Here is a 13,958-nt window from a genome sequence, read left to right as displayed (position 1 = left end):
GCCCGATGACCAGGCATGCTAGCGCTCCAACTACCCCGCTGGCACTAAGATACATCGCCTGACGGGCGGCCGTGTTGTGTCGAGCAAAGCGCCTGCGCTTGCCATCAGCGCCCCTCACGCCATCGTCACCCTCTCAAAAAGTTCGACTGCCCACTTTGTCACCCTTCGCCGGATACGCAAGAAGGCCGTTCGCCGCGCGATGACGCCACCATTCTCGAGGCGCAAAGCCTATCATGGCTCGAACCGAACTGTCGTTACGCGAAGGTCCGGAAAAGCGATTGAGTGCGGGCATTTGAAGCGGTCCAAGCATTCCAGCCGCTTTGCGCCCGCGCGGTGCGATGATTCGGCGCGCCTGCATTTGATCAGCTTGAGGAAATAGCGCCGGTCGGTTTGCTCTCAGATGGGGAGGAGGTGGACGTGGTTTGACCCACTCTGCATAGTCGTCGGGCAGCATGTCTTCCCGCTATATGAGATTGTACTTTTCCGGGGAGAGGCCCAAGCTATCGGGAAAGGGCGTGGTCGGCTATCGAATCAGTGCTCAAACTGCGATGGAAATCCCGCAACTTCAGATGGCCGATGATCAGACCTCTCAAACGTTCTACGCAATCCCAACAAGTGCTGGTTACGGGAGGTTCCGGCTTCCTCGGTATGTACTGTATTTTGCAGCTGCTCGATCTTGGATACCGGGTTAGATGCACTGTACGCTCGCTGACACGCGAACCAGAAGTCGTCGTACACTCGAGCAGATGGGCGCATCATCAATTGGCGCTTCTCTTTCCTTCATCGAGGCAGATTTGAGTGCCGATCCCGGTTGGGATGATGCCGCCGCCGGTAGCTCCTATGTGCTACATGTCGCCTCTCCATTTGCCGTTGGACAAAAGGGTGGCAATATTGACACCATCGGCATCGCCAGATCTGGCACACTACGAGTGTTGCGAGCAGCACATGAAGCGAAGGTTAAACGGCTGGTGATCACATCGTCATTCGTTGCCTTGAGTTACGCTCGCGATATGGACACCGCTGAATTCACTGAGGCCGATTGGAGTGACTTGAGCATTCCCACTCTTACCGCCTACGTCAGATCGAAGACGTTAGCCGAAAAAGATGCCTGGGATTTTGTGAGGCGAAAAGGTGGGCCAGAGCTTACAGCAGTAAACCCGACGGTGATATTGGGGCCGGTCATGTGCCCCGACTATTCTCCGTCAATTTCACTCATCCAACGTATGCTGGACGGAAATCTGCCGTTAGCTCCGAAGCTTTCCTACGGGATCGTGGACGTCCGCGACGTCGCCGATCTACACATTCGCGCTATGACCGATCCTGCAGCAAATGGCGAGCGGTTCGTTGCAATAGCGGGTGAAACAATGAGCATATACGAGATAGCCCGGGTGCTCAGGTCGCGGCTGGGTGCTCATGGAGCAAAAGCGCCGCGATTTGAGATGCCAAACTGGGCGATGCGACTTCTCGCTTTGGTCAGTCCTGCGGCAAGTGCTATCGCCGGCATGTCTGCTTTACGGGGACAAAGCTGCCTACGGCCTCCGATGACAAGCAAAACTGCTGCCACCTACGACTCGTCCCTCTCATCGCGCAAATTAGACACAACGCGGCGGTTCTGCGACCTGCAGGCGGCGTCGGGGCAGTCGCGGACGAGCCTCTCCTTGCCGTAGCCCTTGGCCCACATGCGATTGCGGTCTATGCCGCCCGCGGCGAGGTAGTCCATCACCGCATCGGCGCGCTGCTGCGACAGCGCCGTTTCACTTGCGCCGGGATCGTCGGCGAAACCCTGCAGCTTGAGCAGCCAGCGCGGATGCTTTGCTAACCAGGCGATCTGGGTGTCGAGGGTGGCCTTGGCGACAGAATCGAGCGCAACCGAACCTTGTGTGAAATAGGTGCGGCGGCCGACATTGAGGATAAAATCCTCCTCGCTGCCCGGCTGCACGTTCTGGAAGCCGGCAATCTCGGCGTTGGTGACGTCTGGCGTGGAAGGGGCCAGCGTGTTGCTGGTCGAGCAGGATGCGACAAACACCAGCAGGCTGGCAGCGAGCAGCCGGCGCGTGTTTTCAATCATGCGGTTCATCAGGCGCCAATCATTCGACAGTTGTGGAAGCGGGCGCCTGGTCGGCGATGTGCGGCAGCACCTCCACCGCGGTGCCGATCGGGCACCGCTGGTAGAGGTCGATGATGTCTTCCGGGAACATGCGGATGCAGCCGCTGGAAGCGTCGGTGCCGATGCTCCATGGCTCCAGGGTGCCATGCAGGCGGTAGCCGATGTCGGCGCCGTCGCGGTACAGATAGAGCGCGCGCGGCCCGAGCGGATTGTTGGACGCGCCGCCTGCGACCATCGGCGGTAGGTCCGGCTTGCGCTTACGCATTTCGGGGGGCGGGACCCATCGTGGCCACAGCGCGCGGCGGTCGATCGTCGCGCGGCCGTACCATTTGAAGCCGTCCTTGCCTACGCCGACGCCGTAGCGGATGGCGGTCTTGTTTTCCATGATGAGGTAGAGGAAGTGGTGGCGGGTATCGACCACGACAGTGCCGACCGGCTCGCTGCTGAAATACTTCACGATCTGGCGATGCCATCTCTTGTCGATCTTGGCGAAGTTGGTCTTGCGATAGACAAAATTGTTGTCGCTGGCGTCACCGGCGAAAAAGGATTTTGCCGTCGCGGCTAGAACAATATTGCCGGTTGCACCGACCGCGACCAGCGCCAGGCCGCCGATCACGACTCCCCTGCGTGATAAAACCATCGGCAATCCCCCATGCCTTAAGTCTGGCAGACCATAGTCGAGAATGATTTCGCCTCAAAGTGGAAAATGCTGCAGCGGGCCGGATGCGACCCGAAGCCGGACCTTCGATACGCCTCGGATTCACGGGCCGAAGCCAATCCTTGCGACTTCGAGCCTCGAACCTGCCACGCATTCAGAAGCCGTATAAAGCGATGGCGATTCCGAAGACGATGACGACCAAAATGCCGATGAAGGTCGGTGCTGTTACGATGAAAGCTGCCGGGACCAGGTATAGGTTGCGCCAAGCTAGCGTTGCCGTAACGATCGCGATGATGGGGGAGACCACGAAATAGACCGGGGTACCCCAGTCGTCACCGCCAAAGTCGAGCCCTTGCTCAGCGACCGAAGGCAGCATCGAAAACCAGCCCAGCATGATGCTGCCGGCTAACGCCAGGTTAGTGCCGCGAAGATCGCCTCGAAGAGCCAGCACAAAGGCCGCCATGGCCGCAATCGTCTGGAGCCCGCCTGTCATGGCCGCTGTCCATCCGGCCATCCCGGAGCCCGGGTTTGACACGCCCATGAACACATAGGCTACCAACGACAGACCCAGATACGCCTGCAGCGCCGCCGTTAGAAAGAGAAGCGGCCATACTGCCTTTTCCGCCGCTGATTTGTCTTGCTGCTCCCCGCTTGCCATGTTCTGGTCTCCAAATTCTGGGGCTGCCTCGCCTATCCTGCGGCCTGGTCGGAGCCTGTCTGAAGAAGCGGCTCTCTGCGGGGAGTTCTCACCCGGAGGAGGCGTTTTGCAACCTCACTCCCACGCGAGTCTGGTTCAAAGCGTCTTCAGCAACTATGTCCACATATGGGATCGCAGGAGTTCGCCTCAACGACCGAAACAAGGCGCTTAGCATACGCGGCTCCACTCGGAAATGGAGCTGCATCTGTAGGTTTCCGTAGCCTCAGCAGTTCCAGGGCATCTTCTACCGCGTCGCTCCAGCCATGCGAGAAGGCTGGAGCGTGCGTCGCTCATCAACTCGAACTGAACAGGTCGGCCGGTGTTCTGTTGGATGACCGCTGCGCGCCGGCAGACGGTTGATGAGCGTGGGGCCGCAACTAGAATGGCAGCTTTCAGGAATAGATGGGCTACTTTCAGCTCCGGTATTTTGCGGCCGACCAAATTGGCCTAATCCTGCAGGCGTGCGAGACGCCCGCCGTCAAAAACAACGGCTGCGCAGGCCGGATGCCGCCTGATGGCACCTAGGCCCTCCCCAGCGGTCTTAGTTCACGATGCAGGACGGCACCCCTGCGATCGGCTGAATCCGGTCAGCGTGTGCTTCGGGTTCAGGGCGCAACATCAGGCGGTGTCATTTGCACGGATGGCGGCGAACCAACCACCGCGCCAGGGGCGCCAGATTGTTGGATCTCTACTTCGCGGCTCACACCTTGGTGAGCAGCTTGCATCTCCGGAACAGTGAAAACCGGCACCTCGCCCTTGAAACCCTGGAGCTCAAAGGCGCCCGCCTGGACGACCGGCATCGATGCTCCTGCCGCAAAGCCGGGTCCGAGCACCAGGGGGATGCCCAGCTTCTTGGTCGTGGACTCGAGACGTGCCACGCGGTTCACCGGGGAGCCGATTGCGGTGTAATCGAAGCGTCGTTCGGAGCCGAAATTGCCTACCGAGCAGATGCCGGTCTCGATGGCGACGCCGATTTCGATCGAGCGATGGCCATCCGCAGTGAAGGCGGCATCTTCGCGCTTCACCCGCTCGATCAGGGCAAGACCCGCGTCGAGCGCACGCTCGCGATGATCGGGTTGATCAAGCGGCGCGTTCCAGAAGGCCAGCACCGCATCGCCCATGAACTTGTCGATGGTGCCGTCGCGCTTGAGTATCTCATCGGTCGCAATACCAAGGAAATGGTTGACTACCTTGGCGATCTCATGGGTATCGAGCTGTTCGCTCATCGTCGTGAAGCCGCGTATGTCGCTGATCAGGATTGTGATCTCGCGCTTCTCGCCAGACAGGATTGCCTCGGTGTCCGAGCTTGCGAGGCGCTGCACCACGGAGGGCGACAGATATTGGGAGAACTGTCGCGCCAAGGTGGACCGGCGCTGCTCGCTGCGCCTGTAGAGGACATAGCCTTCGAAGCCCGCAACCATGATCGTTGCAAGCGCCGGCTGCAGCGGGTCATAGAGTGCACCCTGCATGCTGTACTCGAGAGCGCCGAACACAAACGGCGTGACGGCCAGCAGCGCCAGTGCGAGGGCGCCAAGCACGACACGCCCGGCGAGCACTCCGGACAGCCCGATGAAAACGACGGCACTGAGGAGAAACCAGAGCCGCTCAAGCATACGCGCGTGCGTTGGCTCGGCCAGGTAGCGCCCGGCAAGCATCTGGCCAACCGCATCGGCGTGGATGTCCGCTCCTGATCGTGCTGGACTCCTTGGCGTGGGCAGGTACTGCGTCAGTCCCACAGCCGACAGGTCGACAATGGCGATGGCGTCGCGCAGCCGCGGATCGCCATGGCCCGAGAGGATAGTGCTGGCAGACAGGCGGGGCGCATCGGTGGCGGTTTGCCAGAGGCGGATGCTCCCCTCCGGCTCGAGCGGCACAATGGCGCCGGCCATCCTGAGTGCGTCGAACCCGGCTGCATTCATCCGGGCTATGTACCCGTCCTGTCCAGCGTAAAGGCGCAGGAGCTCGAGTGCGAAGGACGGCCACAACTGCACGCCTTGAGCGGTGTTGCGAAGCCAGAGCAGCGGCACATGGCGCAGTACGCCGTCGGGATCAGGCAAGGTGCGAATCACGCCGAGGCCCGCGGCAGTGTTCGAGAATTCGGCAAGCGAGCCGGTCAAGCCGGTGAAGCCGGGAAGTGTATCGGGTACTTGCCCGACGATCGACCAGCCGGCTTTGGGTTCTGCTTCTGAAACTGTCGCCTCATTGCCTAGGCTGACGGCAAGCGCCGTTCGATTTTTGGCCAGCGCCGCTGCTAAGTGCTTGTCTCCGGCGATGCCTTCAGGCGAGTTGTCGGCCTCGGGGAGTACCAGCGCAAGCCCGACCACCGCCGCGCCGGATTCGGTGATGCCATCGACCAGATCGGCCAAGAGGCCACGATTCCAGGGCCATCGCCCATGTGCCTTGAGGCTGGCGTCATCTATCGAGACGATCACGACAGGATTGCTCGTCGTCTGGCGTGGGGCGAGAAACTGATAGAAGTCGTACGTCCGCTCACGCAGACGCGACAACGGTGCGTCAAAAGCCAAATGGCAAGCGAGCAGCAGGAGCACGACCACAAGGCCGGATATTTTGCGCCTGCCAGCTTGCCGCCAATCAGCCCAGGGACTACCGACCAAGCGGCTCATCGTGGGGCCAGTCTAATCGCAGTAGTAACAGCAACGCTCACCCTCACACTCGCCCCTCCGCCCCCCGCTGCCCGCAGGTGGCATTGGGCTGTCAGGGAATTCCAAGACCACTCCTGGCAATGCGCCGTCCGTGGACCCGCAGACTTCGAGCGAGCCGCCGAGTGCCGATGCACAAATTGCGCTTACGTCCAACCCAGGACCCGGTGCCCCTGGCAGGCCGGTGCCCGCTATCCGGTCAATACTGTCCAATATCGGGAAGGTGTCGATGCCACCGTAGCCGGTCAGCAGCTTGCCATCTGCCGACGTGCAGGCGTAGCCCGGGTTTGTGATGACCAGCCGTTTGCCACTGATCGTGCAGGTCATGCGGCCGGCGCGCAATATGCCGACAGTCTGGCCGGCTGCCACCAGCACTTCGATGATGCCGCCTCTCGCCCCGAGCACCATGTGCGGCGTCGCAACCTGCATGACGCCCCCTTTAGAAACTTGGCCGCCATAAAAACGTGCCAGGCCGCTGTTCATCCCGATATCGATCTTTCCGGAACCGGAGCCCGGATTGTAGACGAATTCATCGATTGTCAGGCTGGTGTTCGGACCAATCTTGGCGCTCGATTCATCCCGGAACACCAGCATTCCAAGACCGGTGGGGTCACTGCGCAACTGGTCGCCGAGTTCGACGCCAGCACCAACGTTCATTGTCCCACCGTTGTTGCGGACGATGTTGGTCTGATAGGCTGTCATCGACCCGACTGTCTCAGCGGCGGATGGTACCGTGAAAGCAAGGCAGGCGATAAAAAGAGCGATCTGACGGTACCTCATCGAGGCCTCTTTCAATTGAGCGTCAACGTATAGCTCATGAGCATTTCGAACGATTTTCGGTCGCGGTTGGCGATGGCGAAAGTGGTTTCTCGATAGGCGAGATCAACGCTGATCTTCTGGGCTTCAGTCAGCTGAAAATCGCTTTCCGAGGCAATGCGCCAGAAGTCGCTCTTAATATTTGTGCCGATGCCGACCGAGAGATCGGGAATGTCGCTGTGGCCGGCCGAGAAGGCGATCTGGTGTGACCATGCGAAAAGATCCGGTACGTTCATCAACAGGCCGCCATAGCGGACCTCGCCTGAGTAGCTGCGGCCGATTTCTCCAGATCCGGAAGCGAAGTCGTTCGAGCCGACAAAGCGCAGTCCGAGCGCCTGGCCATTGCGGAAGCGGTAGCTGCCGCCTGCCTCATAGAAGACCCTGCTGTCGGCGAAAATGCCTTGCGAGGCGCTTAGATCGATGTAGCCGCCACCGGCGAAGAGCGTCGTTTCGACCGTCGGTCGAACGAGGAAACGTCCACCAAGGCCAATGCCGGTTTCCTGAATATCGCTGTCGAAACGGTCTGTAACGGTAAACGCGGAGAGCAGCAGGCGAAGCGAATCGATCCCACTATTGGGCAGCCCCTTGTCCCAGGTAATCGCTGCGTTGCCGTGGACAAAAGTCTTATCGCTACCCGGAACCGACAGGTCTTCCGTGAAAAAACGCTCTGTCGCCGTCAACGACCCTGAAAGCACCAGCGCGTCGGCACTTGGCGTGCCGAGGTCCCACCGGACAAAGCCTTCCGCCCGCCCGTAGGGCGAGACGAAGCTTTCCTCGTCCTGCGCCCCGCCCGGCGCAAAATTGGTGAATGCGCTGAATACGCCGCCGGTCAGGGCGAGTTCCCAGGTGACGCCACGCAACGCACGATCGATCCGGCCGAGGAGGCGAACAGCTTCCTGCTGCTCACCCGCGGTCAGACCGCCGACTTCGATGCCGTACTGCACCTGCCGCCGGGCCAATTCATAGGAGCCGACATGATAGTACAACCGGCTGGCGGCAAGCCGGGCGCGCGCATCGCGGGGGTATTGGATCAGATACTGCTCGATTGAGGAGATCGCCTGATCGTATTGGCCCGCGTTGACCGCAACCGTGACGAATTGGGCGAGCGTTCCATTGTCGGCCGGACTGGCGATGCGGGCCGAAAACGCATCGTCATAGGCCGTAAAAAGACCTTGTGCGCCGGCCGGCAATACCCCGCTAAAAAGCAGCGCTGCGGCGAAGCCGAAAATCGTGCGAGACGAAGATTGCATGCCGAGAACCCACCCCGACCGGACTAGTGCGAAGGAATCGCATGACTACAAGAAAAAAGGCGACTGAACTGCCACCAGATCACGCGAGCCTCAGCAGCTGTTGCAGCTGCGCAACAAGCTAACAGGCTTATTCCTATTTTTGGCTGCGCTGGTCGCAAAAACGTCTGCTTGGAGTTGCTGGACGTAATTGAAGGATTCGGCACCAGTAGCAAACAACCAGATCCTGAGTGGCGGATCGCAAACCGACGAGGTTAATATTGCTTGCGCGATTCTGCGCGTGTTCTGGTCACTGAATAGGCTTCAAGGTCATCCACGGCCTATCCAAAGGTCTTCCGGCGCGTTGCGCAAGGGGTCAGAGAGCTGCCGGAGGGTGCTTCTCACGATTGCGCGATGCGGCCTGGCTCTCGCAATTCGCTGAACGCGACGAGATCAGCTTGTTGCCCCAATTTCCCAGGAACGTACCTCGCTACAGCACGAGTATGGTGGCCAGCCCCAGCATCAGGCCCATGCCTACAATATCGGTCAAGGTGGTGAGGAAGATCGCCGAAGCGACCGCCGGGTCGGCGCCGACCCGGCGCAGGCCCAACGGGATCAGCACGCCGGAGATTCCAGACATGAGGCACGATCCGGACATGGCAAGCAGGATCACAAGTGCTAACATGGGCGCTTGGGCCGCCGACTCCGGTTGCCTCGAGGCGTAGAACCACATCGCCGCAGCCGCAAGAAGGCCGACAAGCAAGCCGTTGGCGATCCCGAGCGCGCCCTCTCTCACCACCAAGTGCAGCTTCGGTCGTTTGTCCACATCCCCCAGCGCAAGGCCACGCAGCGTCATAGCCAGTGCTTGGCAGCCCGTGTTTCCGCTCTGCCCGGCCAAGACCGGGAGGAATGCCGCCAGCGTGACGATCTTCTCGATGGTTCCTGTGAACGAACTGACCACGAATGCGGCCATGAAGGCCGTCAGGAGGTTCAACTGCAGCCACGGATGACGCTTCAAGAAGGCTGAAAACAGCGGCGTGAAAGAGCGCTCCTCCTTCTGGACACCTACCATTTGGCCAGACTGAGCGGAAATCTCAATGACTTGCTGCTCGAACAAGCGCCAGCCGCGAACCTGCCCGAGCAGCCGGTTCTCCGCGTCCACCACCGGATAGACAGGGTAGTGACGCCGTACCGCTGCCTTGCAGGCGTTGCTCAAAGAGAGACCTACATCAAGAGCGAACGGCTTGGGCAGCATGATCTGGTCGACAATGGCGTCCGGTTCGCTCAGCATCAGATCGCGCAGGACCACCAGGCCAACCAGTTTATTGCCCTCGTCCGTGACGTAGAGATAAGTGAGTTCGGTCGGCACCTGGGCGCGTCTGACAGCTTCCACCGAGGCAGCAACCGTCGTCCCGACAGGAACGCTGGCGGAAATCGGGTCCATTACCTCGACAAGCGACTCGGGGATCGCGAAATCCTCGCCATCGTCAGGGGGCCTGATGGGCCGCATATGCGATGGCAAATGCTCGGCCACCTTGCGGGCGTGCCCCTCTGGCAACAGCTCTAGTGTGTCGCGGATGAACTCGGGAGACTCTCTGGCCAGCAATTCAGCTGCGTCGTCGGGTGCTCGGGCACGCAGTGTGCGCACCAACTTCTGAACGCCGGTCTCATCTTTCATTCGCTATAACCCCCAGTTGAAGGTCACATAATATGTTAAGTACCGGATCGCACCAGTGTGGAAATACCCAGCTTCTTCCTGCCCCAGCAGTCCGCCTTGGCTCTCGAAGTTACTGCGGCCTAAAACGAGTTGAGATACGCCGCCTGACGCAAGCGTCGACCCGGCAGACGCCATCTCACCTGGGTGATCCGGACCGGTCCGGAATTCCTGCCTGAGCGATCAATGGCCGTCCTGGGAAATGCATGTGGGCAATGGCGGGTTGGAGAGTCTGATATCGTTGCGCATCGAGAGCTATGGCGCGGTCACTGTGATGTCTGCTTCTTGGAAGCGGCTGCTAATATCTCAATGACCGAGACGAAGCGCAAAGACGCCATTCGCAAAAGTCTGGTCAGACTGAATGTCTGAGATACGCTTAAGCCAACATCAGGATTCGGCGTGCCGAACGCTCGGCGGTAAGCTGCCGTTCTAGCTTGGCGTCCTCGGGCAAAGTTTCTCTCGTCAGCTCACGACTCCATCCCCCGTCGTTCGCGAGCGAACGGCACTATTCTGATACCCGCCGTCCACCAGGCGGACGACCAACTGGGCTCGAAGTCGACCTGGGACCTGTGCTGCGGTTAAGCATCCCACGTGATGATCGCGGTCGACAACTAGGTCGGCGAATTGGAAACGACCGCCACTCCAGCAAATCTGCTTTAGAGCAAAATTGCACGCCGGCTTACAGGCTGTGCGCAGCAGAGCCAATTCTCTTGCGATGCCGCCCCGCTTACGACAGGATTGCCGCAACTGGAGGTTAGCCTATGACGCCAGACCCCTTGCGGCCCGACCAGCTGCCACTCGACACTCCGCCTGTGCAATACCTGAACCTGGACCCGTCGCTTTATGTACGCGATGATATCTGGCAGCAGGAACGGTGCAGCATCTTCGCGCACACCTGGCAGTTCATGGGGCCTGTCGCCTCGGTCGCGACGTCCGGTCAATACCTTGCCATCGACATCGCCGGCACGCCGATCTTTGCCATCCGGGGCCGGGACGGGACCTTGCGCGGATTTAAGAACGTCTGCCGCCACCGGGGGGCGAAACTTCTGGCCGATGGCGCGGGCAAATGTGGGCTGATCGTTTGTCCCTATCACAAATGGTCCTTCGCCGACACCGGACGGCTGGTGCAGGCCCCATGGTATGGCAAGGATCCCGCGATCATCGCCGAAGACTGGCCGCTGGAGACGGTGCAGTTGTCGGAATGGCGCGGGCTGCTCTTCGCGGCACTCGACCCGAAGGAAAGTCTTCTGGATCAACTTGGCTCTCTGCCCGACGAACTGGCGGACGAGCCGTTGGAGACCTATGCCGCCACCGATCAGGCCACCGTCAGCTTTACGGCGAACTGGAAGATCTACACCGACAATTTCGTCGAAGGCTACCACATCCCTGGCACACATCCCTCGTTCTACGCTGCCATCGACTTCGAAGCTTTCCAGACCACCGCCCATCCCGGTTATGTCCGGATGACCGCACCGCCGAAAGACGGTCTGTTCTATCGCGGCAAATGGCTTTGGATGTGGCCGAATTGGACGCTATCGCTTTTCGATGGCGGCATGAACGTTAGCCGGATCAACCCGACCTCACCGCATCACACAGACCAGCATTACCATTTCTTCTTTGCCGATATCGCTGCAGAAGCATCCGAGAGCAGGGCGAAATCTGTGCAAGGCACTCTGGCCGTGGTACTCGAGGACTACGCCATCTGCGCCGATACGCATCGCAACTATGCCGCAGGGGCCTATAGCTCCGGCCCGCTCTCGGGGCGGCATGAGCGGGGAGTGCAGTATTTCCAGGAACGTGTCGCTGCGGCACTGGGGCTGTGAGCGCCCCTGGCGTCCTTGTCCGCCGGATAGCTCGGCGCCGGCACGAGAGCCCTCCGGCCCAGTCGAATAGGGCGGGCACGGTAAGACGAGTTACGAGCGTCGTGGCAATCGGAGCTCGCTCAATGCGGAGAGCAGATCGGCGCACGCGGCTTTGACGACCAAGTTTAGCGGGCTGGAGCTGATTGGCCCGATCGGCACCGATTCCGTGAGGCGCGGCTGCTGCTCCGGCAACCCCTGCGTTAAACCAGTCGCACGGCCGGCCGAGCACAGCTATCCGGTGATCTTCTGGCCCGGGCGATCAAGGTTTCGTGGTAAGCGACCAAGGACTTGGCATGAAGTCGCGTGCGATAAGAATGGTAAGCTGGCCGGCCGTGCAACACACCCGAAAACGGCGACTTTGGAACGATACCGGCACAAGCTACGTTACAGCTGGTTGAATTGATATCGGGGCCAGAAATATGAATGAACTGCCGCAGGCGAACGTTGTCGCCTTCAAGAACCCGGAAATGTCCGGCACTGACAGTCCGAATTTTGATTATCAGGATTTTTTCGAGAACGGCGCGGTTGCTCTCCATCTGGTGAGCGAGGATGGCATCATTCTGCACGCCAACACAGCTGAGCTCGACCTCCTCGGTTATCCCGCAGAAGACTATGTCGGCCGGCACATCGCCGACTTCTACCCCGACCGGCCGGTCATCGAGGACATTCTGGAACGCCTCACCAAGGGCGAAAAGATCGCGAGATATCTGGCGCGTCTGAGAGCCCGCGACGGAGCCATCAAGCATGTCGAAATCACCTCGAGCGGCCATTTTCGTGACGGCAAGCTAATCAACACCAGATGCTTCACAGTCGATGTGACCGACTTGGAGCGAGCCCGCACCGAACTGAGGCATCAAGACAATACTTATCACCAGATCCTCGACGCCCTTCCGGTCGCCATCTACACAACTGACCAAGACGGTACGATAACCTATTATAATCGCGCTGCTGCCGAGCTGGCAGGACGGGAGCCTAACGTCGGCAAGGACAAATGGTGCGTGACGTTCAAGCTGTTCACTGCCGACGGCAAGGAACTGCCCCACGACGAGTGCCCAATGGCGATCGCTCTCAACGAAAACCGGCCGGTCCGCAACCAGGAGGCCGTGGCGCAGCGACCGGACGGATCTTTTTTCCCGTTCCTGCCCTATCCCACGCCGCTGCGGGATGAGCACGGCACCCTGATAGGTGCCGTGAACATGCTATTGGACCTGACGGACCGCCAACGTGCCGAAGAGGCCAAGCAGCATCTGTCAGCGATTGTGGAATCCTCGTTCGACGCTATTGTCAGCAAGGATCTCAACACCATCATCAAGAGCTGGAACCAGGGCGCCGAACGGCTGTTCGGCTATACCGCTGACGAAGCGATCGGTCAGTCGGTGACGATGCTGATTCCGGATAACCACCAGGACGAGGAACCTCGTATCCTCGAACGCATTCGGCGTGGCGAACGCGTCGAACCGTTCGAAACCACACGGCAGCGCAGGGATGGCAGCCTGGTTCCGGTTTCGCTGGCGATATCGCCCGTGCGTAACGCAGCCGGGCAAATCGTCGGCGCGTCGAAGATTGCCCGGGACATCACGTTGGCGAGGGAAAGCGAGCAACGCATCCACATGCTGATGCGCGAGGTCAATCACCGGGTGAAAAACCAGTATTCAGTCATCCTGTCGATGATCCGTGAGACCAACAAGCGATCGGAGACGCCAAAGCAATTTGAATACCAGGTGCGCGAGCGCATCATGGCGCTGTCGCGCTCCCACGACCTGCTGGTTGCGGCGGACTGGAAGGGCGCCACGATCAGTGACCTTTTGGCGGCGCAAGCCCAGCCATTCCCACGGGGAGACGTTATCGCCATGTCGGGCCCATTGTTAGTCCTCAATGCCAATGCGGTGCAGTATCTCGGGATCGCTTTCCATGAACTGGCTACCAACTCGGCCAAATATGGCGTCCTCTCAGCGGATAAGGGCCAGATCTCAGTCATATGGACCATTACCGGGTCCGGTGCTTCGAGGCTCCTCCATCTCACCTGGGCTGAAACCGATGGGCCGGAAGTTCAGAGCATCGGACAGGGCGGCTTTGGAACCGTGGTATTGAAGCGGGTGGCACCTGCGGCAGTGGGGGGACAGGGAAAGCTTGAGCACGGCCCGCATGGGGTCACCTGGAGCTTGGAAGCCCCGTTGACCGCCGTGGAGCCGGCCGTTGCAAACAGGGGCTAGCCGTC

Annotated in this window: 10 protein-coding genes; 3 read left to right on the top strand and 7 right to left on the bottom strand. The window is 60.1% G+C overall.

Annotated features, from left to right (window positions below):
• The first annotated feature begins 692 nt into the window (after nt 1-692).
• A complete protein-coding gene (locus NP945_RS32005; RefSeq protein WP_372337978.1) occupies nt 693-1,667 on the top strand; it encodes an NAD-dependent epimerase/dehydratase family protein in 975 nt (324 codons plus the stop codon).
• On the opposite strand, the gene NP945_RS17900 is transcribed toward NP945_RS32005, so the two are convergent.
• The 7 genes from NP945_RS17900 to NP945_RS17865 form a co-directional block, all read right to left on the bottom strand.
• Nucleotides 1,565-2,077 (bottom strand): OmpA family protein, encoded by a 513-nt coding sequence (locus NP945_RS17900; protein WP_127807740.1) that lies wholly within the window; start codon nt 2,075-2,077, stop codon nt 1,565-1,567. The two genes, NP945_RS32005 and NP945_RS17900, sit on opposite strands and share 103 nt — an antisense overlap.
• A 10-nt stretch (nt 2,078-2,087) precedes the next feature.
• Nucleotides 2,088-2,747 (bottom strand): L,D-transpeptidase, encoded by a 660-nt coding sequence (locus NP945_RS17895; protein ID WP_127807741.1) that lies wholly within the window; start codon nt 2,745-2,747, stop codon nt 2,088-2,090.
• A gap of 172 nt (nt 2,748-2,919) precedes the next feature.
• A complete protein-coding gene (locus tag NP945_RS17890) occupies nt 2,920-3,423 on the bottom strand; it encodes a hypothetical protein (protein WP_128308788.1) in 504 nt (167 codons plus the stop codon).
• Between the two features lie 644 nt (nt 3,424-4,067).
• On the bottom strand, nt 4,068-6,011 hold the full coding sequence (locus tag NP945_RS17880) for an adenylate/guanylate cyclase domain-containing protein (protein WP_256747103.1): 1,944 nt from the start codon (nt 6,009-6,011) through the stop codon (nt 4,068-4,070).
• Nucleotides 6,012-6,098: 87 nt separating this feature from the next.
• Nucleotides 6,099-6,824, bottom strand: a complete 726-nt coding sequence (locus NP945_RS17875; RefSeq protein ID WP_189526157.1) for a FecR domain-containing protein — start codon at nt 6,822-6,824, stop codon at nt 6,099-6,101.
• An 89-nt stretch (nt 6,825-6,913) separates the two neighbouring features.
• Nucleotides 6,914-8,128: a M48 family metallopeptidase gene (locus NP945_RS17870; RefSeq protein WP_164781824.1), complete on the bottom strand. Its 1,215-nt coding sequence runs from the start codon at nt 8,126-8,128 to the stop codon at nt 6,914-6,916.
• A 526-nt stretch (nt 8,129-8,654) separates the two neighbouring features.
• On the bottom strand, nt 8,655-9,842 hold the full coding sequence (locus NP945_RS17865) for a magnesium transporter (RefSeq protein ID WP_127332122.1): 1,188 nt from the start codon (nt 9,840-9,842) through the stop codon (nt 8,655-8,657).
• Between the two features lie 797 nt (nt 9,843-10,639).
• Here NP945_RS17865 and NP945_RS17860 point away from each other — a divergent pair.
• Together NP945_RS17860 and NP945_RS17855 are read left to right on the top strand one after the other, a co-directional pair.
• Nucleotides 10,640-11,701, top strand: coding sequence for an aromatic ring-hydroxylating dioxygenase subunit alpha (locus tag NP945_RS17860; protein WP_256747102.1), 1,062 nt, complete (start codon nt 10,640-10,642; stop codon nt 11,699-11,701).
• A 458-nt stretch (nt 11,702-12,159) separates the two neighbouring features.
• Nucleotides 12,160-13,953, top strand: coding sequence for a PAS domain S-box protein (locus NP945_RS17855; protein ID WP_256747101.1), 1,794 nt, complete (start codon nt 12,160-12,162; stop codon nt 13,951-13,953).
• Nucleotides 13,954-13,958 lie beyond the last annotated feature (5 nt).

The sequence above is a fragment of the Mesorhizobium sp. LMG17149 genome, from assembly GCF_024518695.1.
GTDB lineage: Bacteria > Pseudomonadota > Alphaproteobacteria > Rhizobiales > Rhizobiaceae > Mesorhizobium.
This window is presented reverse-complemented; position numbering and strand designations above follow the sequence as displayed.

Coding starts and splice junctions, on each gene's coding strand:
- NP945_RS32005 (WP_372337978.1), top strand. CDS start 693: ATGCACTGTACGCTCGCTGACACGCGAACCAGAAGTCGTCGTACACTC.
- NP945_RS17890 (WP_128308788.1), bottom strand. CDS start 3,423: ATGGCAAGCGGGGAGCAGCAAGACAAATCAGCGGCGGAAAAGGCAGTA.
- NP945_RS17900 (WP_127807740.1), bottom strand. CDS start 2,077: ATGAACCGCATGATTGAAAACACGCGCCGGCTGCTCGCTGCCAGCCTG.
- NP945_RS17855 (WP_256747101.1), top strand. CDS start 12,160: ATGAATGAACTGCCGCAGGCGAACGTTGTCGCCTTCAAGAACCCGGAA.
- NP945_RS17875 (WP_189526157.1), bottom strand. CDS start 6,824: ATGACAGCCTATCAGACCAACATCGTCCGCAACAACGGTGGGACAATG.
- NP945_RS17865 (WP_127332122.1), bottom strand. CDS start 9,842: ATGAAAGATGAGACCGGCGTTCAGAAGTTGGTGCGCACACTGCGTGCC.
- NP945_RS17895 (WP_127807741.1), bottom strand. CDS start 2,747: ATGGTTTTATCACGCAGGGGAGTCGTGATCGGCGGCCTGGCGCTGGTC.
- NP945_RS17860 (WP_256747102.1), top strand. CDS start 10,640: ATGACGCCAGACCCCTTGCGGCCCGACCAGCTGCCACTCGACACTCCG.